The 20290-nt window shown below is 72.3% G+C and carries 20 protein-coding genes; 12 read left to right on the forward strand and 8 right to left on the reverse strand.

All coding sequences use genetic code 11. The features are described 5' to 3' along the window. Positions 1-28: 28 nt before the first annotated feature. From IE134_RS16785 to IE134_RS16800, 4 genes are all read right to left on the reverse strand, one after another. On the reverse strand, positions 29-661 hold the full coding sequence (locus tag IE134_RS16785; RefSeq protein ID WP_030717767.1) for a hypothetical protein: 633 nt from the start codon (positions 659-661) through the stop codon (positions 29-31). A 31-nt stretch (positions 662-692) separates the two neighbouring features. Next, positions 693-1313, reverse strand: coding sequence for an L-threonylcarbamoyladenylate synthase (locus IE134_RS16790; RefSeq protein WP_030717770.1), 621 nt, complete (start codon positions 1311-1313; stop codon positions 693-695). A gap of 126 nt (positions 1314-1439) precedes the next feature. Beyond that, on the reverse strand, positions 1440-2456 hold the full coding sequence (locus IE134_RS16795) for a hemolysin family protein (RefSeq protein WP_010062444.1): 1017 nt from the start codon (positions 2454-2456) through the stop codon (positions 1440-1442). Further along, entirely contained in the window at positions 2453-3790 is a 1338-nt protein-coding gene (locus IE134_RS16800; RefSeq protein WP_098020186.1) for a hemolysin family protein, read from the reverse strand. The genes IE134_RS16795 and IE134_RS16800 overlap by 4 nt, the downstream gene beginning before the upstream one ends. A gap of 383 nt (positions 3791-4173) precedes the next feature. Between IE134_RS16800 and IE134_RS16805 the strand changes: the two genes are divergently transcribed. The 5 genes from IE134_RS16805 to IE134_RS16825 all read left to right on the forward strand — a co-directional run bounded on the left by IE134_RS16805 (position 4174) and on the right by IE134_RS16825 (position 6951). Then, on the forward strand, positions 4174-5148 hold the full coding sequence (locus IE134_RS16805; protein ID WP_030717776.1) for a sporulation protein: 975 nt from the start codon (positions 4174-4176) through the stop codon (positions 5146-5148). A 173-nt stretch (positions 5149-5321) separates the two neighbouring features. Beyond that, complete coding sequence (locus IE134_RS16810) at positions 5322-5756, forward strand: hypothetical protein (RefSeq protein WP_098020184.1); 435 nt, start codon at positions 5322-5324, stop codon at positions 5754-5756. 91 nt (positions 5757-5847) lie between these two features. Next, positions 5848-6027, forward strand: coding sequence for a hypothetical protein (locus tag IE134_RS16815; RefSeq protein WP_029182475.1), 180 nt, complete (start codon positions 5848-5850; stop codon positions 6025-6027). 193 nt (positions 6028-6220) lie between these two features. Further along, positions 6221-6388 (forward strand): DUF6381 family protein, encoded by a 168-nt coding sequence (locus IE134_RS16820; protein WP_006129450.1) that lies wholly within the window; start codon positions 6221-6223, stop codon positions 6386-6388. A gap of 62 nt (positions 6389-6450) precedes the next feature. Beyond that, positions 6451-6951 carry a GNAT family N-acetyltransferase gene (locus IE134_RS16825; protein ID WP_189430916.1) on the forward strand — a complete coding sequence of 167 codons (501 nt, stop codon included), beginning with the start codon at positions 6451-6453 and terminating at the stop codon, positions 6949-6951. Positions 6952-6984: 33 nt separating this feature from the next. On the opposite strand, the gene IE134_RS16830 is transcribed toward IE134_RS16825, so the two are convergent. Both IE134_RS16830 and IE134_RS16835 read right to left on the reverse strand, forming a co-directional pair. Beyond that, positions 6985-7749 carry a transporter substrate-binding domain-containing protein gene (locus IE134_RS16830; protein WP_030717785.1) on the reverse strand — a complete coding sequence of 255 codons (765 nt, stop codon included), beginning with the start codon at positions 7747-7749 and terminating at the stop codon, positions 6985-6987. 123 nt (positions 7750-7872) lie between these two features. Beyond that, positions 7873-8385, reverse strand: a complete 513-nt coding sequence (locus tag IE134_RS16835) for a DinB family protein (RefSeq protein WP_098020181.1) — start codon at positions 8383-8385, stop codon at positions 7873-7875. A gap of 100 nt (positions 8386-8485) precedes the next feature. Here IE134_RS16835 and aac(3) point away from each other — a divergent pair, with 100 nt between their 5' ends. Continuing rightward, on the forward strand, positions 8486-9340 hold the full coding sequence (gene aac(3), locus IE134_RS16840) for an aminoglycoside 3-N-acetyltransferase (protein WP_189430918.1): 855 nt from the start codon (positions 8486-8488) through the stop codon (positions 9338-9340). An 8-nt stretch (positions 9341-9348) separates the two neighbouring features. On the opposite strand, the gene IE134_RS16845 is transcribed toward aac(3), so the two are convergent. Next, positions 9349-11763, reverse strand: a complete 2415-nt coding sequence (locus tag IE134_RS16845; protein WP_189430919.1) for a polysaccharide lyase 8 family protein — start codon at positions 11761-11763, stop codon at positions 9349-9351. 307 nt (positions 11764-12070) lie between these two features. Here IE134_RS16845 and IE134_RS16850 point away from each other — a divergent pair, with 307 nt between their 5' ends. The 6 genes from IE134_RS16850 to IE134_RS16875 all read left to right on the forward strand — a co-directional run bounded on the left by IE134_RS16850 (position 12071) and on the right by IE134_RS16875 (position 19335). Continuing rightward, positions 12071-13195 (forward strand): substrate-binding domain-containing protein, encoded by a 1125-nt coding sequence (locus tag IE134_RS16850; protein WP_189430920.1) that lies wholly within the window; start codon positions 12071-12073, stop codon positions 13193-13195. A 236-nt stretch (positions 13196-13431) separates the two neighbouring features. After that, entirely contained in the window at positions 13432-14736 is a 1305-nt protein-coding gene (locus tag IE134_RS16855; protein WP_189430921.1) for an ABC transporter substrate-binding protein, read from the forward strand. A gap of 96 nt (positions 14737-14832) precedes the next feature. After that, entirely contained in the window at positions 14833-15834 is a 1002-nt protein-coding gene (locus tag IE134_RS16860; protein WP_189430922.1) for a carbohydrate ABC transporter permease, read from the forward strand. Continuing rightward, on the forward strand, positions 15831-16769 hold the full coding sequence (locus IE134_RS16865) for a carbohydrate ABC transporter permease (protein ID WP_030717800.1): 939 nt from the start codon (positions 15831-15833) through the stop codon (positions 16767-16769). Before IE134_RS16860 ends, IE134_RS16865 begins: the two co-directional genes overlap by 4 nt. After that, the gene (locus IE134_RS16870) at positions 16766-17803 is read left to right on the forward strand and encodes a hydroxyacid dehydrogenase (protein WP_098020177.1); all 1038 of its coding nucleotides are present in this window, start codon (positions 16766-16768) and stop codon (positions 17801-17803) included. Before IE134_RS16865 ends, IE134_RS16870 begins: the two co-directional genes overlap by 4 nt. A 44-nt stretch (positions 17804-17847) precedes the next feature. Continuing rightward, a complete protein-coding gene (locus IE134_RS16875; protein WP_189430923.1) occupies positions 17848-19335 on the forward strand; it encodes an HAD-IA family hydrolase in 1488 nt (495 codons plus the stop codon). Positions 19336-19393: 58 nt separating this feature from the next. Here the strand turns inward: IE134_RS16875 and IE134_RS16880 are convergent, their stop codons facing one another. After that, a complete protein-coding gene (locus tag IE134_RS16880; RefSeq protein WP_030717807.1) occupies positions 19394-20263 on the reverse strand; it encodes a class II fructose-bisphosphate aldolase in 870 nt (289 codons plus the stop codon). Positions 20264-20290: the final 27 nt, after the last annotated feature.

Consider the following 20290-nt stretch of genomic DNA (forward strand, 5'->3'; position numbering starts at 1 on the left):
GCACCGCCCCCGGGGGCCGACAGGGTCCTCACTGCCCGGGGGGCGCGAGTTCCACCGTTGTGGTGACGCTGACCAGGGATGGGCTGCGCGGGGCGGAGCCGAACCCGAAGGCGACCGGTGGATCGAGCGGGGCGAGCGCGCCCAGGCTCACCCCGTCCAGCGCGGCGTCGGCGGCCACGACCGGCCGCAGTCCCCGCGCCCCGTACCACTCGCGCCGCCCCGGGCCCGCGCGGCCCAGGGTCCGTACGCCGGGCATCAGCAACCGGGCCGGTACGTCGCACAGCGCGGCCCAGACCGGGCTGCGGGCGAACGGGGCCGGCACGGCGGACAGCAGCAGACCGAGGGCCGTCCGGCGCCCGGTCCGCAGCCGCAGGCGCAGCGGCCCCGCCTCGACGAGCCAGGTGGAGTCCCCGGCCGGGGCGCCGGCGGTGACGGACACGGGCACCACCTCGATCCGGTCGAAGCGGTAGGTGGCAGCGACGAAGTCCGCGATCCGCCGGGACGGGGCCAGCAGGACCCGTTCACCGTCCGGATGCTCCACCATGACGTCGCTGAATGCCCCGAACGGCGACCGCGGCCAGTGCCCGACCACCAGCCGGGTGCCCGAGGACGTCCCCACACCGGCGATCCAGCCGTCGAACCGCAGTCGCTCACCCGTCACGACCGCCAGTCTGCCCCGCCACCGCCCCGGATCACTCGAAGCGGGACGTGTCCCCGGCTCCGCGGCGTACGATCTCGGGCTCGTCGCCGGAGAAGTCGATGACCGTGGTCGGCTCGGTGCCGCAGTCGCCCGAGTCGATGACGGCGTCCACCTCGTGGTCGAGCCGCTCCTTGATCTCCCAGCCCTGCGTCAGCGGCTCCTCCTCGTCCGGCAGCAGCAGGGTGCTGGAGAGCAGCGGCTCGCCGAGCTCCGAGACCAGTGCCTGGGTGACGACGTGGTCGGGGATGCGCACCCCGACCGTCTTCTTCTTCGGGTGGAGCAGCTGGCGGGGGACCTCCTTCGTCGCGGGGAGGATGAAGGTGTAGCTGCCGGGTGTCGCCGCCTTGACCGCGCGGAACACGTCGTTGTCCACACGGACGAACTGCGCCAGCTGAGCGAAGTCGTGGCACACCAGCGTGAAGTGGTGCCGGTCGTCGAGATTCCGGATCGACTTGATCCGGTCGATGGCGTCGCGGTTGCCCAACTGGCAGCCCAGGGCGTAGCACGAGTCGGTGGGATACGCGACGAGCGCACCGGACCGGATACTGTCGACCACCGTGCCGATGGTGCGGGGCTGGGGATTTGCGGGATGCACGTCGAAGTACTTGGCCATTCGCCGAGCTTACGCGTTCGGGCCAGGCCGGTAGAGCCCTGTGCACGGAAGCGTGAAGGGGCGGACCGTCGCGCGACGGTCCGCCCCTTCTTCCGTTTCGTACGCCGGTGTTCACCGCCGGGCCGGTCAGACCGCGGCGGCTCCCACCAGCTCGTCCAGGACGTCCTCCATGGTCACGAAGCCGATGACCGTGCCCTTGCCTCCGGTGACCGCCGCGAGATGCGTACCGGCGGCGCGCATCGCGGTGAGGGTGTCGTCGAGCGGGGTGTCGATCTCGACCCGGATGACCGGGTGGAGGGCGCTCTTCGGGAGCGCCTTGGTGCGCTCGGCGACACCGAGGGCGTCCTTGATGTGGAAGTAGCCCAGCAGCCCGTCGTCGGGGCCGGTGACCGGCAGCCGGGAGAAGCCCGAGGCGACCGCGGCCCGCTCCAGACCCTGCGGGGTGATGCCCAGGTCGACGGTGACGGTCCGGTTCAGCGGGACCATCACCTCGCCGACCGGCCGGGTCCCGAGCTCCAGGGCGTCCCGCAGCCGCTCGCCGTCGGCCGGGGCCAGCAGCCCGGCGTCGCTGGAGTCCTTCACCAGACGTACGAGCTCGTCGTCGGTGAACACCGAGGCGACCTCGTCCTTGGGCTCCACCTTGAGCAGGCGCAGCAGCATGTTGGCGAAGGCGTTGATGCCGAAGATGACCGGACGCAGGGCCCGGGTCAAGGCCACCAGGGACGGCCCCAGCGCCAGGGCGGTGGCGACGGGGGCGGCCAGCGCGATGTTCTTCGGGATCATCTCGCCGATGAGCATGTGCAGATACGTCGCCAGCGTCAGCGCGATCACGAACGCGATCGGGTGGACCAGCGCGTCGGGCACGCCGACCGCGTCGAACGGCGGCTCCAGCAGATGGGCTATGGCCGGTTCCGCGACGGCGCCCAGCACCAGCGAGGAGATGGTGATGCCGAGCTGCGCGGTGGCCATGGCGGCCGACAGGTGTTCGAGACCCCACAGGGTGCTCCTGGCCCGGCGGCTGCCCCGGACGGCCTGCGGCTCGATCTGGCTGCGGCGGACCGAGATGAGCGCGAACTCCGCGCCCACGAAGAACGCGTTGGTGAGGAGGGTGAGCGCGCCGATGGCGAGCTGAATCGTGGTCATCGGGCGTCCTCCTCCACGAGGGCCAGCGCCGGAGCGGGCGCGGTGATCCGGACCCGGTCGGCCCGGTGGTGCTCGATGTCGAGCACGTCGAACTGCCAGCCTTCGACCTCCACCCGGTCCGCACGGACGGGGATGCGGGCCAGCTGGTTGGCGAGCAGGCCGGCGAGCGTCTCGTACGGGCCTTCCGGCGCGGTGAAGCCGATCCGGTCGAGCTGGTCCAGCCGGATGCTGCCCTCGGCCGCCCAGACCTGACGGCCGTCGCCGAGCGGCTCGGCCGGTGCGAGATCGGGGCGCTCATGTGGGTCGTGCTCGTCGCGGACCTCGCCCACGACCTCCTCCACGATGTCCTCGACCGTCGCGACGCCCGCCGTACCGCCGTACTCGTCGATCACCACGGCCATCGTCCGGTGCTTGCGCAACTGCGCCAGCAGCCGGTCGACGGGCAGCGAGTCGGGGACGAGGAGCGGCTCGGTGGCGAGCGCCGTGACCGTGGTCCGGGGCCGCTCCGACTCCTCCAGGGCGAGGACGTCGCGGATGTGGACCGTGCCGATGACCTCGTCCAGGCTGTCCCGGTAGACCGGGAAGCGGGACAGGCCGGTGGCCAGCGTGAGGTTGGCGGCGTCGGCCGCCGTGGCATGGGCTTCCAGCGCCCGGACGTCGACGCGCGGCGTCATGACGTTCTCGGCCGAAAGCTCCGCCAGGTGCAGGGTACGGACGAACAGCTCGGCCGAGTCCTGCTCGATGGCGCCCTCGCGGGCGGAGTGCTGGGCGAGCGCGATCAGCTCCTGCGGCGTACGGGCCGAGGCCAGCTCCTCGGCCGGCTCCAGGCCCAGGCGCCGCACGAAGCGGTTCGCGGTGTTGTTGAGGTGCCGGATCAGCGGGCCGAAAGCCGCAGTGAACGCCCGCTGCGGGGTCGAGACGACCTTGGCGACCGTGAGCGGGCTGGAGATCGCCCAGTTCTTCGGGACCAGCTCGCCGACGACCATGAGGACCACGGTGGACACGGCCACACCGAGGAGCGTGGCGACCGTGGACACGGCGCCGGACGGCAGCCCGACGGCCTCCAGCGGGCCGCGCATCAGCACCGCGAGGGACGGCTCGGCCAGCATGCCGATGACCAGGGAGGTCACGGTGATGCCGAGCTGGGCGCCGGAGAGCTGGAGAGTCAGCCGCTTGGCTGCCTTGAGTGCGCTCTCGGCGCCGCGCTCACCGGCCTTCGCGGCGCGTTCGAGCTCGCTCCGCTCGATGGTCGTGAGCGAGAACTCCGCCGCGACGAACACCGCACAGGCCAGTGTCAGCGCGAGGGCGAGGAGAAGAAGGACCACTTCGCTCACCGTGTCACCTCCGTCCCCTGGTGCGTGGGGTCAGGGATGACACGGTTCGTACTGGGAGGCTCACCCATTGCGGTGCCGCAGCTCCTTCTCTGTTCGGGTCGTCGGGATCGACGGGTGGGGGACGGGTGTGAAACCCGCCTGATAGATAGTAAAGGGAGCGCAAAGCAATGGGGAGTGGCGGGCGTCACACGGAGTGCCGTCCCGGGGATGTGTCTCGCGCCGGGTGACGGCGCGGTCGCGGGGCGGCCGACCGCGATCTTGGTGGCCGGAACCGTGCGTAGCGGTCGCGGGCTTGGGAAATCCTTCACCTCCCGGGAGCTTCTGCCCGGCGAGGCGGCTCACGCCCCTCGATCGCCCATCCACAGAAGGAGCGGACGCCGCACATGGTGTTCAAGAAGTTGCTCGGAGCCCTCGGGGTCGGTGGCCCCTCGGTCGACACCGTTCTGCAGCCCGGCCCGGCCCTGCCCGGTGGTCCCCTCTCCGGGGAGGTCCGCCTGCGGGGCGGCGGGTCGGACGTGACGGTCGACCGGATCTCCCTTCTCCTCGTCGCCCGGGTCGAGAGGGAGGGCCAGGAGGAAGAGGACGAGGGCACGGTCGTCCTCGAACGGTTCACCGTCGGCGGTGGATTCCGGCTGGCGGAGGAGGCCGACCACACGGTGCCCTTCACCGTCACCCTGCCGTGGGAGACGCCGATCACCGAACTCCACGGCCAGCACCTCGGCCCCGTGCTCGGCATCCGGACGGAGCTGGAGATCGCCGGGGCACGCGACAAGGGCGACCTCGACGCGCTCGCGGTGGGACCGCTGCCCGCGCAGGAAGCGATCCTGGAGGCCTTCGGTCAGCTCGGTTACGCGTTCAGGTCCGCGGACCTGGAGCTCGGCCATATTCGTGGCACCGGTCAGCAGCTGCCCTGCTACCAGGAGATCGAGATCCTCCCGCCCGCCGGTCACGCGCACACCGTGAACGAGATCGAGGTGACCTTCATCGCCGCACCGGGCGGCCTGGAGGTAGTCATCGAGGCGGACAAGCGCGCCGGGCTCTTCTCCGAGGGCCACGACACGGTCCACCGCTTCACCACATCCCACCACGCGGCCCCGCAGACCGACTGGAACGCCCAGGTCGACGCCTGGCTGAAGGAGGTCGTCGCCGGCCACGAGGGCCATGCCGTGTCTCCCTCGTACGGAGACGAGCACGGCGGCGGGCACCGCTCGGGCCCCGGCGCGGGCGCGGTGGTGGCCGGGGTCGCGGCGGGCGTGGCCGTGGGGGTCGTCGGCGGCATGGTCGCGGCCGAGGTCGTCGACGAGATCGGTGACGCCTTCGAGGGCGAGGAGGACGAGGAGAGCGAGGACGAGGGCTGACCCGGGGGAGCCCCGGGCCGGAAGGGGCAGCCCGCCCTTCCGGCCTGCCCGCCCCTCCGGCCCGCCCGCGCCGGGCCGGACGCTCGGCCACCTCGCCGATCTGGCCCGGCGGGAGCGCGGGATTGCGGGTAGGAAGGGGGGAGCGAACGGCCGCCCCGTGGACAAGGAGTCCCATGAGCCCTGGAACCCCTCCGCCCGATCCGCGGCACCGGCGCCCCGAAGGTGTCACCGACACGACGGTCGAGGCGCTCGGTGCCCTGTCGAAGGCGCTGGAGACAGCGGAGCGTGCCCGGGGCGCGCTGTACGACTTCCACCAGCTCACCGGGAGCGCCGACCTGGCCCTCGACGATGCCGTACGACAGCTCCGCGCGGCGGGCCACGGGCTCCGGGCCGATCAGGTCGAACGGGAGATCCTCGGCCGCAACGTCATCCCCGGGCGCTGGACGTTCCAGATCGTCGAGGAGTACAACTCCACCTACTACGACGTGTTCCGCACGATCGAACGGGAGATCAGACAGGAACTCGCCGAGGGCCGCGACCACCTCTACGAAGCCGAGATGAAGGCGGCCCGGCGGACCGAAGGACATCCGGACCACACGGCCGACTGACTTCCTGCCCCCGCGAGTTGGGGCAGGCGCACCCTGGCGTACGTCGCGCGATCCCGGGCACACGGAGGTCACCGCTCGGAAGGAGCTCCCCATGCTCGGTATAGCTGCCGCAGTCCTGTTCTTCATCGCGTTCCTGATCAACGCGGCCGACATCTCCACCAACGACGTGTTCGCGTCGACCAACGTGATGCTGCTCGGCCTCATGCTCCTCGCCCTCCATGTCGCGGGCGTGGGTGCGGGCACCCGGATCGGCGGCTCGCGCCGGCGCTGAACCGTCCCCTCCCGGCCCCACCGCCGATCCGACCGGCGGTGGGGCCGATGCCTGCCGTCGGACCGGGATCCCCCGGCATCGTCACCGAACGTAGCCTCACGAGATGCGGAGCGCACCGACTCCGGTGACGCTGGGGCTCCGGTCGCGCACGCAACACGGTCGCCGACGGAGGACCCACGACGGAGGACACCCCATGAACCTGTACGACAGCCCGGTGGAGCGAGCCCGCCGCACCCGTGAACGCGCCGAGGAACTGGGTCGCGCCGCCGACCGGGCCACCGACCCCGAGCACCGCCGACGGCTGCGGGCCAAGGCCCTGCGGCTGCTCCGCGAGGAGCCCACGCCCGACCCCGGTCGCTAGGACCTCTCGTACGGGAAAAGCCGATTGCCCGGGCGCGTGCCGCCCGGGTAGCGTCACGCGGCGTGACCCCCACTCTGCGCACCGAGAGGCTCCTGCTGGAGCCGTACGTCCCCGAGGACGAAGAGGACTTCGTCGCCCTGTTCCAGGACACCCGGGTGTCCCGATGGATGGGTGACGGCCCTTCCTCCGAGGCGGAGGACCGGGCGCTGTTCGGGCGGGTCTTCACCAAGGTCTACGCCCAGGATCTCTTCGCCGTCTGGGCCGTCCGCCGCGACGGCCGGCTGATCGGGCACGCCGAGATCAAGCGGACCGACACCGTGGAAGGCCACGAGATCATCTACGCCCTCGCACCCACGGCGTGGGGCTCCGGCCTGGGCACCGAACTGGCCCGGGCCGTCGTCGCCCACGGCTTCGGCACCCTCGGACTGGCCGAGGTCCACGCCACCGTCGCCGCCGCGAACGAGGCCTCGTTGACCCTGCTGGACAGGATGGGCTTCGCGTACGTGCGGGACATCGAGGAGGACGACGGCAGCACCACCCGTGTGCTGACCCTCCGCCGCTGACCCCGGCCGGCTCCGGGAGCAGCGAGGACTCACCTACCTGGCTTCTACCGAGATCGCCTGGGCGGGGGCCACCGACGCGCCCTCGACGCCATGACGCTTGAGGGCGTCCGCTACGAAACCGCCCGCCTTCATCTCCTCCACGAACGACGCCAGCAGCTCCTGTGCCGCCGCCCCTCGCCCGGCCGGTACCCCCATGGCCTGCTGGATCACCATGAATCGCCCCGGCAGCACCCGTACGCCCTCCTCCTGCGCGGCCTCGGCCTCCAGCAACTGCCGGATCCCGGCGGCCACCTCGACGTCCCCCGCCCGCAGGGCAGCGAGGGCGCGCGGGGCGCCCTCCAGCCGGACGACCTCGGCGTGGCGGATCTCGCGGGTGAGGAAGAGGTCGTACGCGGACCCGGCCCCGACCGAGATGCGGGTGCCCTCGCGGTCCACCTGGTCGTTCTCGGTGACGGGGGCACGCTCCGGCACCAGGTAGCTGCCCTCGATGAGCACATAGGGGGCGGTGAACCGCAGCCCCTCGCCCCGCGCCGGGTCGACCGCGAAGAACCCGATGTCCGCCCGCTCGGCCCGCACCGCGTCGACCGACAGCGCGGCCCGCTCGAAGGCCATCAGCTCCACGGGCACCCCGAGCCGCCGCCCGAACTCCCGGGCCAGGTCGACGGAGACCCCGGCCGGCTCCCCGCTCGCCGGATCCCGGTGGGCCAGGATCGGGTTGCCGAGGTTGATCGAGGCCCGCAGGGTGCCGCCGGGCGCGAACGTGGAGACCAGGGCGGAAGGCGTCGGCTGCTGAGTCATGGAGCCGAGTCTATGAGGGGGGCTGCGACGGTCGACGGGCGTACGGGGCCTGACTCCCGCCCGACCGGCCAGGCTCCCCGCCCGACCGGGCCCCCGGACCGATCAGGTGCCCACCCCGCGTCCTCACGCCCCCACCGTGCCGTCCACCCCTTCCCGCAGCAGGTCCGCGTGACCGTTGTGGCGGCCGTACTCCAGCAGGACGTGCACCATGACCATCCGCAGCGAGACGTCCTTCTCCCAGCGCGGCTGACGTCCCACCAGGTCCAGCGAGCCCGCCTCCCGCTCGATCCGGCGCGAGGTCTCCACCTCCGCCTCCCAGGCGGCGAACGCCTCGGCCCCGGTTGAAGCGCTCGCGTCGTACGCCGCCTGGAAGTCGAACGGCTTCTCCGACCACACCATCGGAGCCGCCTCGTCCTCGAACACCCTCCGGAACCAGGCGCGTTCCACCTCCGCCATGTGCCGCATCAGGGCCAGCAGCGACAGCGTGGACGGTTCCATCGACCGCTCGCGCAACTCCTCGTCGCTCAGCCCCGCGCACTTCATGGCCAGGGTCTCCCGGTGATAGTCGAGAAAGGCCCGCAGCGTCTCGCGCTCACTGCCCAGGAGCGGGGGCCCGACCCGGTCGTCAGTCTTCATGATCATCGTCCTCGGTTCCGTGGTGCCGGCCGACAGTATGTCCGCCGCGGCGTTCCCCGGGCAGCCGGGTTTCCGCGCAGCCGCCTCTAGGCTGTGCGGCATGGACGTACGAGACCTGCTGCGGCGCTCCGGGGGACCGGTGACCCGAGACCGGATCGCGGACGACCTGGCCGCGCTCGGCCTCGGACCGGGCGACACCGTGATGTTCCATACGCGCCTGTCCGCGATCGGCTACGTCTCCGGCGGCCCCGAGACCGTCATCGACGCCCTCCTCGACGTCGTCGGTCCGACCGGCACGCTGATGGTCACCTGTGGCTGGAACGACGCCCCGCCGTACGACTTCACCACCTGGCCGGGCTCCTGGCAGGACGCCGTGCGGGCCCACCACCCCGCGTACGACCCGGACCTGAGCGAGGCCGATCACAGCAACGGCCGCCTCCCCGAGGCTCTGCGCCGGAGACCGGGGGCGGTGCGCAGCCGCCACCCTGACGCGAGCCTCGCGGCGCTCGGCCCGTCCGCCGCCGCGCTGATGGCCGACCACCCCTGGGACGACCCGCACGGCCCCGGCAGCCCGCTGGCCCGCCTCGTCGCCCTCGGCGGCCGGGTGCTGCTGCTCGGGGCGCCCGGCGAGACGATGACGCTGCTGCACCTCGCGGAGTCGCTGGCCCAGGCGCCCGGCAAGCGGTTCGTGACGTACGAGCAGCCCGTCCGCGTGGACGGCGTCCGGGAATGGCGTACCTTCCACGACATCGACTCTACGGACGGCGCGTTCGACTACTCCCCGGTCGTGCCCGAGGGACAGGACCCGTTCGCGGTCATCGTCCGGGCCATGCTCGACGCGGGCATCGGCCGGACCGGCACCGTCGGGGCGGCCGACAGCCGCCTGTTCGATGCCGGTCCCGCCGTCGACTTCGGCGTCCGCTGGATCGAGGAGCGCCTGAACGCCCCCGCGTGACGGCTCGCTCAGGCCAGCCGCACCTTGACCGTCTGCGTCGCCCCGCTCGTACCGGAAAGGTCACCGAAGACGAGGCGCAGCGACCCGCCCGTGGTCGCCGACGTCACCGTCGCCGGCTTCGACAGGACCGAGGCGACGGCCCGCTTCCACGTGAGGGTCAGGCTGGTGCGCGCCCGCATGGGGTCGCTCACGCACACCGTCGCCGTCCCGTCGGCGTGCTCGGTCACCATCACCGAGCACGGGGCGTCCGCCACCAGCGGCCCGACGCTCCCGCCGAACCAGAAGTTGACCGCCGTCAGCCCGAGTGAGGGGACCGCCACCCCCTGCTGGTCGTCCGTGTTGGCGAGCACGCGCAGCCAGCCGCTGTCCGCCGCCCGCGCCGCCGTCCGCTGTTCGGACGCGCCGGGCAGGAGCTGGTACGCGTACGTGGCGTCCGACGGGTCCGTGCCGTGGTCGAACCAGAGGGTGAGGTACTTCCGGGAGACCGGATCCGTGGAGCCCGCCCGGTTGATGTCGCGCCAGCGGCCTGTCCGGTTCTCCCGCAGCGCCTTCACGCCCGCCCCGCCCGGGAAGACGTAACCGCCGTGCCCGGCCAGGTGCGCCCAGGACGCGCCGGACAGCGTCGCCGACCAGGGGGCGGTGACCGGTTTCGCCGAACCGTCGACGGTGAACGGGGCGTTGCCCGTCGGCCCCAGGTTCCGGTTGTCGACCGTGGTCTCCACGGCCGCGCCGTCGCGGCCGTGGATGCCCGCGCCCAGACACACCACCGTGTCGTCCAGGAAGAACCACGACTTCTTCGCCATGAGCGTGCTGGTCAGCCCCTTGAGGTACTGGCCCACGGCGGCGCGCCTGGCGTCGGTGACCCCGCCGACCCAGTTCACATCCGGGAGCGCGACGCCCCAGTCACCGCCAGCCCCGTCGGCGAGGACCTTGCGCGAGACCGTCGTGCCGGGCAGCCGGTACGGGTCGACGGTGGGCCAGAACGCGTCGCTGTACTGGCCGTTGGCGAAGGTGTCGCCCCACCAGTAGAGCATCCCGTTCCCGGTGTGCCAGCCGCGCAGGTTCTCGCCGTTGCCGGTCTCGTAGAAGGTGATCCGCCGGTCGGCCATGCTGAGCGACGCCGTCCAGCCGGGACGGCGGTGAGTGGCCCGGGCCATGTCGGGGAAGAGCCGGTGGCCCGCCGGCTCGGCGACCGGGGTGAGGGAGGTGTCGTCCAGGACGCTCTTGATCCGGGCCAGGGCGGTGAGCCCGAGCGAAGGGTTGTTCAGCGGCGGGCTGTAGTAGTCGCGCTGCGCCCAGCCCTTGACGAGCGCCCGCCACCGGGCGTTCTCGGCGGCCGACGCACCCCGCCCCAGCAGCACGATCGAGGCCATGATGGGGTGCCCGCGCCGGTGGTCGTCGACCTCGCCCCGGCTGATCGCGCGCCCCGCGACGGAGTCCATGACCAGGCCGTTGTAGAGGAACGGGGCCCACGCGTTCTCCACCGCGTCGAACACCACCTGCCGCTTCGGGTCGGTCACCTCCCACGTGGTCCCCTTCAGCAGCGCGAACAGCAGCCCGAGCCCGCCGAGCATCACCGATCCGTAGCTGCCGGTGTAGGGCACGGTGGTGTGCTGGATGAACGAGCCGTCGGCGTACAGCCCGTCGCCCTTCGTCACCAGCGGGAAGACGGGGGAGAGGGCATCCCTGGCCAGCGCGATCTTCGCGGCGGTCCCACCGACGACCCCGCGCAGGGCCAGCACCCGGCAAAGGTCGACCCGGTTCGCCCCCGTGCTGGTCCCGGTGTACGAGGCGACGGCGGAGTCCGGTACGAAATGGTCGACGGCGGCGCAGTAGCGGGCGAGCCGCTCCGGGGCGATCGCGTCGTACATCAGGACGCACACGTCCAGCAGGGCCTGCGGCGCACCGATCTGCCAGCTGTACCAGTTGCCGTACCGGGTCTGCCCGTCGTTGTAGACCTGGGTGCTGAGGTGTTCCAGGCCGGTGAGCACGGCGTCGCGCAGAGCGGTGCTCCCGGTCAGCCCGGTGCCCTGCTGGCGGTATGCCTGGGCCATGGTGTTCAGGCGGATGAAGCTGTCGGCCATCCGCCCCGAGAAGACGTACGACTCGGCGTCCGTGTCCGGGTCCGGATCCGCGAAGACGGCGTCGGGCCAGAGCGAGCCGTCCACCGGGGCCATCGTCTCCAGCCACTGCGACGCCTTCGCGCCGAGATCGGCCAGCCGGCTCTTGAAGGGCTCGGCGGTCGGGCTGAACCCCTCGCCGAGGATCAGCGCGCTCCATGTGGTGCGGAGCGCGCTGTACGGATCGTCCTCGGGCGCGGCGGATGCGGCGCCGGGCGCGGCGAGCATCAGCGCTCCGCCGCCCGCGGCGGTGAGTGCCGCCGAGGTGGCCAGGAAGGTACGGCGGGACCAGGCAGAAGTCATGGGAGAGCTCCGGGTCGGTGACGTGTCTCCGGCGGGAACCCGGCGCGCGGTGCATGGGCGGACACTGAACCGACCCCGGGATCCGACTGTTCTGAGCGGGCGGGCACTTTCTAGCAGCCTCCTGACGACTCGCTCAATGACTTTGGCCGAATTGATCGTATCGATCGGTTCTCTGGGCGTGTATGTCACTCCCGAGGGCGAACCGGCGTGCGGCCGTCGCACGGGGGTAAAACTCCGCTCGGATCGTTTCGAGCGGATGTGATCGATATGGTTGAGAGCTCAGCCGTCTCCGAGCCCAGGGGGATCCATGCGACTGCACGTCGACCAGCGCCATGAGCGGGTGCTCGAACTCGTCCGCGAGCGCGGCAGCCTGCGCGTCGCCGAACTCGCCGAGGAGCTCGGCATGTCCGCCGTCACCCTGCGCCGGGACGTCGAGGCGCTGGCGGCCCAGGGTCTGGTGGAGCGGCTGCACGGCGCGGTGGTGTGGCCCTCCGGGCAGTCCCGGCCCGCCCCGGCCCCCGCACCCTCCGCCGAGGGGCTGGTGGTGGGCATGGTGGTGCCGACCACCGAGTACTACTACGCGGACGTGGTGCGCGGCGCCCGGCAGACCGTCGAGGCCGCGGGCGCCCGGCTGACGATCGGGCTCTCCCGCTATCTTCCCGACGAGGACGCCGCCCAGGCCAGGCGGCTGCTGTCCACCGGCGCCGACGGGCTGCTGCTCACGCCGAGCTGGGAGCGCGGCTGCCCGGAGCAGGGCGAAGGGCTGTGGACGGTGGAGCAGGACACCCCGGTCGTCCTGGTGGAACGCTCGGCGCCCCTCGGTCATCCGGCGGCGCGCCTGGACCGGGTGCGTTCGGACCATGCGCACGGGGCCGCCGAAGCGGTGGCGCACCTGGCCGGGCTCGGGCACCGGGCGATCGCGCTCGCCGTGCAGGACAGCCCGACCGCCCCCCGGCTCCGGGTCGGCTACCGGGCCGCCGTGGAGGCGCTGGGGCTGACCCCGGTGTCGCCCTCACCGCTGGACGAGGCTCCGTCGCGGTCGGAGGCCGATCGTTTCGAGCGAACCCTGGAGTACCTGTGCCAGGGCGTGGCGAGCGGTCACGTGACCGCCGCGATCGTGCACAGCGACGCCGACGCGATCGTCCTCATCCCCCGGCTCCAGGCCAGGGGGGTGCGGGTGCCCGAGGATCTCGCGGTGATCGCGTACGACGACGAGGTCGCCTCGCTCGCCGACCTGCCGCTGACCGCGGTGGCCCCCGACAAGCAGGCCGTGGGCGCCGCGGCAGCCCGGCTCCTGCTGGCCCGCCTGGGCGTCGCCGACCCCGGCGCGACGGACACGACGGGCCCGGGTGCCGGTGCCCGTCGGCATCTGGACATCCTCCCCACCCTCCGGGTCCGGGTCTCCTGCGGGGCGGCCGCCGCCGCGCCCTGACGCCGGCGGCGACGCAAGAAGCACCGCACGACGAGCCGTGCCCGGGCCAACAGGCCCTGCGGGCACGGCTCTTCGCGTTTCCGAGGCTCGACGGTCGTCACCGGCGCGACCCCGACCCGTTGGTGATCGATTCGATTGAATTGGTCATTTGCTCTTGACGACGATCGGTTCTGCGCAAAATGATGTGTGCCGTTCACCTCATCTCCCGCAGTTCGAGGTCCCGTAGGAGCCGGCCCATGCCCTGTATCGCCCGCACGTCCCGCCTCGCCCTCGCGGCGTCCGCCGCCTCACTCGCCCTGCTCGCCACCGCCTGCGGCGGCTCGGGCTCGGACGCCTCGGGCCCCGGCGACGGCAAGCCCGTCACCCTCACCTTCTGGTCGGCCACCGCGGGCGCCAAGGAGACCGCCGACGCCTTCAACAAGACGCACACCGACATCAAGGTGAAGTTCTCCATGGTCCCCGCGGGCCCCGAGGGCGTCACCAAACTGTCCAACGCGGTCAAGGGCGGCAACGCCCCCGACGTGGCCACGATGGACTACTCCGCCCTGCCCGAGTACGCGAGCGAGGGCAACCTGGAGGACCTCACCCCCAGCTCCGGCGACCTGGTGAAGAAGGAGTTCCCCGAGGCCGTCCAGTCCCTGGTCAACCTCGGCGGGTCCACCTGGGCGGTCCCCTTCGACGTCACACCGATCCAGCTCTTCTACCGCAAGGACCTCTTCAAGAAGCACGGCGTCGATGTGCCGACGACCTGGGCCGAATACCGTACGGCCGCCGAGAAGATCCACACCGGCGACCCCGACGTCACCATCACCAACTTCGGCGGCGGCGACCCCGCCCTGCTCTCCGGCCTCGCCTGGCAGGCCGGCGCCCGGTGGTACGGCACCAACGGCGACGCCTGGAAGGTGAACATCGACGACCCGGCCTCCCGCAAGGTCGCCGCCTACTGGGACGACCTCCTCGCCGAAGGACTCGCCTCCAAGACCCCGCTCTGGGGCGAGGGCGAGAACAAGGAGCGCGCCACCGGCAAGGTCGCCACCATCATCGGCGCCGCCTGGAGCGCCGGGAACTTCCCCGTCAGCTACCCCGACGCGAAGGGCAAGTGGGGCATAGCGCCCCTGCCCACCTGGGACGGCAAGGCGAGCACCGGCATGTACGGCGGAACCTCCTACATCGTGCCCAAGGGCAGCGAACACACCGAGGCCGCCGCCGAGTTCATCAAGTGGGTCACGACCGACCCGGCGGCCATGACCGCCCGCCTCAGCTCCCTCAAGGCCCCCAGCAGCGCCCTGCCCGCCAACGAGGGCATGCGCGCCGCGGCGGCGAAGGAGTTCGACAACTCCTACTTCGGGGACCAGGACGTCTACGCCGTGGCCGGTCAGGCAGCCGACACCATCGTGCCCGGCTGGACCTGGGGCCCGGTCCAGCAGCAGGTCACCTCGGTGCAGATGGCCGCGGGCGGAGACCACACGAAGATGCTGAGCTCCGGTCAGGCGAAGGGCGAGACCGCGGTGACCGACCGCGGTCTGAAGCTCGACAAGTAGGGCCTGGCGAAAGGCCCTGATTCCTCGGCTGCCCGGCACTCTCGCCGTGCCGGGCAGCCCCACCCCGACCGTCCCCACCCGCCGAAGGAGCACCAGGTGGCAGCCCCACTCGCCCGGCCGGCCAAGACCCCGGCACCCCCGGCCGTGCCGCCGCCCGCCGGATCCGCCGGACCGGCCGGACCAGGAAGGCCCGGTGCCCCGGGCGGCCCCGGCACACGCCGCGGACAGCGCCGGGCCGTCGCCCTGTTCACCGTCCCGTTCTTCGCCCTCTTCGCCGCCGTCACCGTCCTGCCGATGATCTACGCGGCCTGGATGAGCCTCTACCGGGAGGAGTCCTCCGGCCTGGGATTCGGCGGAACCGAGCGCGTCTTCGCCGGGTTCGGCAACTTCACCGAAGCCCTCGGCAACGAAGCGTTCCTCCGCTCCTTCGGGAACATCGCCCTCTACTGCGCCCTCTACATCCCCGCGATGGTCGGCGGTGCGCTCATCCTGGCCCTGCTCGTCGACTCGGCCATGGCCCGGGCCAGGCGCTTCTTCCAGATCGCCTACTTCCTGCCGCACGCGGTGCCCGGCCTGATCGCCTCACTGATCTGGCTCTACCTCTACACACCCGGCCTCAGCCCCGTCACCGACGCCCTCGACGCGTTCGGCGCGAGCTGGAACTTCTTCGGCGAGGACGAGGCGATCTTCTCCGTCGTCAACATCTCCGCCTGGCAGTGGACCGGGTACAACATGATCATCTTCTACGCGGGTCTCCAGGCCGTTCCCCGCGAGGTCCTGGAAGCCGCGACCGTCGACGGAGCCGGCGCCCTGCGCACCGCCCTCCAGGTCAAGATCCCCATGATCCGGCCGACCGTCGTGCTGACCCTGCTGTTCACCTGCGTCGGCGCCATCCAGCTCTTCGACGCCCCCAAACTCGTCCAACTCCGCGCCAACACCATGGGCGAGGACTGGTCGCCGACCATGTTCATCTACACCGTGGCCTTCAAGGGCCACGACTACGGCCTGGCCGCCGCGAGCTCCCTCCTGCTCGCCCTCGTCGCCGGCCTGCTGTCCTTCGTCGTCACCAAGCTCGGCAACCGGTGGAAGGCCTCATGAGCACCCAGACAGCCCACCGCGAGGCACCGGCCGCCGTCACCCGGCGCGACAGGACCGGACGCCGCACCGCACCACGCCCGCCCGCACGCCGGAACCGCACCGGAGGCCTCACCTCCCGGGTGGCGGTGAACGCCGTGCTCGCCGTCGTCGCCGTCTACACGCTGATGCCGCTGACCTGGCTCCTCATCGCCTCCACCAAGAGCTACCGGGACCTGTTCGCCACCAATCCGTTCAGCCTCGGCGACTTCGCGTTCCTGTCGAACCTGAACGCCCTGCTGGAATACAACGACGGCGTCTTCGTCCGCTGGATGCTCAACAGCCTCCTCTACACCGTCGTCGCCTCCCTGCTCTCCACCCTCATCTCCGTCGCCTGCGGCTACGCCTTCGACAAGTACGCCTTCCGCGGCCGGGAGAAGTGGTTCGGGGTCGTCCTCGTCGGCGTCCTCATCCCCTCGACCGTCGTCCAGCTCCCGCTGTACCTGATGGCCTCCGAACTGGGCCTCGTCAACACCTACTGGGCCGTCCTGATCCCCAGCCTCGTCAACCCCTTCGGCGTCTACCTGGCCCGCGTCTTCTCCGAGGGGTACGTGCCGGGCGAGGTCCTCGAAGCCGCCCGCGTCGACGGAGCCGGCGAGGTGCGGACCTTCGTCAAGGTCGCCCTGCCGATGCTCGCGCCCGGCTTCGTGACCATCTTCCTGTTCTCCTTCACCGCGAGCTGGAACAACTTCTACGGCGCGCTCATGATGCTCAACGACGACCGGCTCTACCCGGTCAACCTGGGCCTGTTCATGTGGAACCAGAACGTCTACCAGCAGCCGGAGCTCTACCCGCTGGTCATCATCGGCTCCCTCGTCGCCGTCGTCCCCCTGATCGTCGCCTTCCTCTGCCTCCAGCGCTTCTGGCGCTCGGGCCTCACCGCAGGAGCCGTCAAGTGAGCCACCCCGCCACGCCCCGGGTGACCCGCCCCCGCACCGTCCTGGCGATGAGCGGCGAGACCCGGGCCGCGATCCTCGCCCCCGAAGCCCTGGACCGGCTCGCCCGCGTCGCCGACCTCGACCCCCGCCTCCTCGTCACCGACTTCGGCGCCGACGACCCCGCCCAGCGCACCGGACTCCACGAGGCCGAGGTCCTGTTCACCGGTTGGGGCTGCCCCCCGCTGGACCCGGCGGCCCTGAGCGCCATGCCCCGGCTGCGCGCCGTCGTCCACGCCGCAGGTTCCGTCAAGCACCACATCACCCAGGACGTCTGGGACCGGGGCATCGCGGTGAGCACCGCCGCGACGGCCAACGCCTTCCCGGTCGCCGAGTACACGGTCGCCGCGATCCTCTTCGCCAACAAGCACATCCTGGAGAGCGCCCGCGTCTACCGCGAAGCGCGCTCCCGGGTGAACCTCCTCGAACGGTTCCCCGGCGTCGGCAACTACCGCCGCACCGTCGGCATCGTGGGCGCCTCCCGCATCGGCCGCCGTGTCGTCGAACTGCTGCGCCCCTACGACCTGCGCGTCCTGGTCCACGACCCGTACCTCGACGAGGCGGACGCCCGGACCCTCGGTGTGGAGCGCACCGACCTCGACACCCTGGCGGCCGAGAGCGACGTCGTCACCATCCACGCCCCCGAACTCCCCGGCACCTACCACCTGTTCGACGCCCCGCGCCTCGCGCTGATGCGGGACGGGGCGACCCTCGTCAACACCGCCCGCGGCTCCCTGGTGGACACCGAAGCGCTGGTGAAGGAAGCGGCCACCGGACGTCTGAACGCCGTCCTCGACCACACGGAACCGGAAGTCCTGCCCGCCGACTCGCCGCTCTACGACCTGCCGAACGTCCTGCTCACCCCGCACATCGCCGGCTCCCAGGGCGGCGAACTCCACCGGCTCGCCGACGCCGCCGTCGACGAACTCGAACGGTACGCGCACGGCCTGCCGTTCGCCCACGCGGTGGACCCCCGCACCCTGCACCAGCAGGCCTGAACCCGTCCCCGTACCCACCCCCGTACCTCTCCGGGAGACCCGCCATGTCCCGTGCCCGCCGCGTGCTCGTCGTCGGCATCGACGGAGTGCGCCTCGACACCCTGCACCGGGTGCCCACCCCGTACCTCGACGCGGTCGCCGACGCCGGGTTCCTGGCCCCGGTGACCGTGGGGGAGGACACCCCCACCATGTCGGGCCCGTGCTGGGCCACCGTCGTCACCGGCGTCCGCGTCACCAAGCACGCCGTGTGGAGCAACGACTTCAGCGGCCACCGCCTCGGCGTCTTCCCGGACTTCGCCACCCGCCTGGCCCGCCAGGACGGCCGCCGCACCTATGTCGCGGCCGCCTGGGAACCTCTGGTCACCGTCGCCGACGGCGGTCCGATGCTCCGCCGCCCCACCCGGCTCACCCACCACGCACCGGCCGCCGACACCCCGGCCGCCTGGGAGGAGGCCGACGCCTCGACCGTGCGCGACGCGGTGGCCGTCCTCACCCATGAGGATCCCGAGGCGTCCTTCGTCTACCTCGGCGCCCCCGACGAGACCGCCCACCACCTCGGCTGCGGCGACGCGTACGAGTCATCGGTCCAGGCCGCCGACCGCCGCCTGGGCGACCTCCTCGCCGCCCTGGGCGCCCGGCCCGGTTACGGGAACGAGGCATGGACCGTCCTCGTCGTCACCGACCACGGGCACCGGGACGAGGGCGGCCACGGCGGCGGCAGCCCGGCCGAACGCACCGCCTGGCTCGCCTGCGCGGGGCCGGACATCACCGCCGGGGCCCGCCCCGCCCGCCCGGTCCGGCATGAGGACGTCGCCGCCCAGGTGTACGCGGCCCTGGACCGTACGCCCGACTCGCACTGGACGCTCGACGGCCGCGAGGTGCCCACCGTGCCGCGCGGTGTCCTTTTCGACATGGACGGCACCCTCGTCGACACCGAGCCCCTCTGGCTGGAGGCGGCCCGTGCCGTCGCGGCCGCCCACGGCCACCACCTCACCGAGGAGGAGGGCGCCTCGGTCCTCGGCCGCACCTGCGCCGACACCGCCGTCGGCCTCGCAGAGCTGTGCCCGGAGCCCACCACCGTCGCCGGGCTGGAGACCGAACTGGAGGACACGTTCCTCGCCGCCGTCGAAACGGGCGTGGAACTGCGGCCCGGAGCGCGCGCCCTGCTGGACCGGCTGGAGAGGGAGGGCCTGCCCGCGGCTCTGGTGTCGGCCTCGCCGCGCCGCGTGGTGGACACGGTCCTGCGTACGGTGGGCGGCGAGGCGTTCCGTACGACGGTGGCGGACGGCGAGAGCGACCGCTCCAAGCCCTTCCCGGACCCCTACCTGAAGGCGGCCGCGCGGCTGGGGCTTCCGCCCGAGGCCTGCCTGGCGGTCGAGGACAGCCCCACCGGGGTGGCCGCGGCGGAGGCGGCGGGCTGCAGGGTGCTGGCCGTGCCCTCGGCGGCGCCGATCGCGCCGGCCCCGGGGCGGCGGGTACGGACTGACCTCACGGCCCTGCTACGGGAATGGGGGCCGGAGGAGCCGGGGTGACGTGAAGACGCCGGTGGCCGACGGGCGCGCTGCCCGCCGGCCACCGGCGTCCTGGTCCTTACGCGGCGTGCGCCCGCCCCGGGGCGAGCACCGCCATCAACCGGGTCACCGTCCGGGCCATCGCGTCCCGGCCGTCCGCGAGATACCGGCGCGGGTCCACGCCCCGGTCGTCCTGGGCCAGCCGTTCCCGTATCGCCCCGGTCATCGCGATGTTCAGCGCGGTCCCGATGTTCACCTTGCGGATCCCACCCGCCACGGCGCGGGCCAGCTCCTCGTCGGAGGCCCCGGACGAACCGTGCAGCACCAGCGGAACCGGCACCGCCGCACGCAGCCCGCCCAGCAGCTCGTGGTCGATGACGGCGTCCCGCGAGGTCATGGCGTGCGAGGTGCCGACCGCCACGGCCAGCGCGTCGACCCCGGTGGCCGCGACGAACGACCGCGCCTCCTCGGGGTCCGTACGCGCCCCGGGCGCATGGGCGTTCAGCGGCGGCTCCCCGTTCTTGCCGCCGACCTGCCCGAGCTCGGCCTCCAGCCACAGGCCCCGCTCGTGCGCCCAGACGACGGCGGCGCGCGTGGCCGCGAGATTCTCCGTGTACGGCAGCCGTGCGGCGTCGAACATCGCCGAACTGAAACCGCAGTCGGCCGCCCGGTGCAGTAGCTCCGTCGACTGCACATGGTCGAGGTGCAGGGAGACGGGGACGGCCGCCTGGTCCGCCACCTCCGCCGCGGCGCGCGCGATCGGCCGCGGCCGGCCCCGGTGATAGGCGACCGCGTTCTCACTGATCTGCAGGATCACCGGCGACCCCGCCGCCTCCGCGCCCTCGGCGATGGCTTCCGCGTGTTCCAGGGTGATGACGTTGAAGGCGGCGACCGCACGGTGCTGTGCGGCGGCCTCGGCGATCAGATCGCCGGTGGCGGCGAGGGGCATGGTGACTCCGGGATGAGGCTGAGGGAC

This window comes from Streptomyces rubiginosohelvolus, from assembly GCF_014649875.1.
Lineage (GTDB): Bacteria > Actinomycetota > Actinomycetes > Streptomycetales > Streptomycetaceae > Streptomyces > Streptomyces rubiginosohelvolus.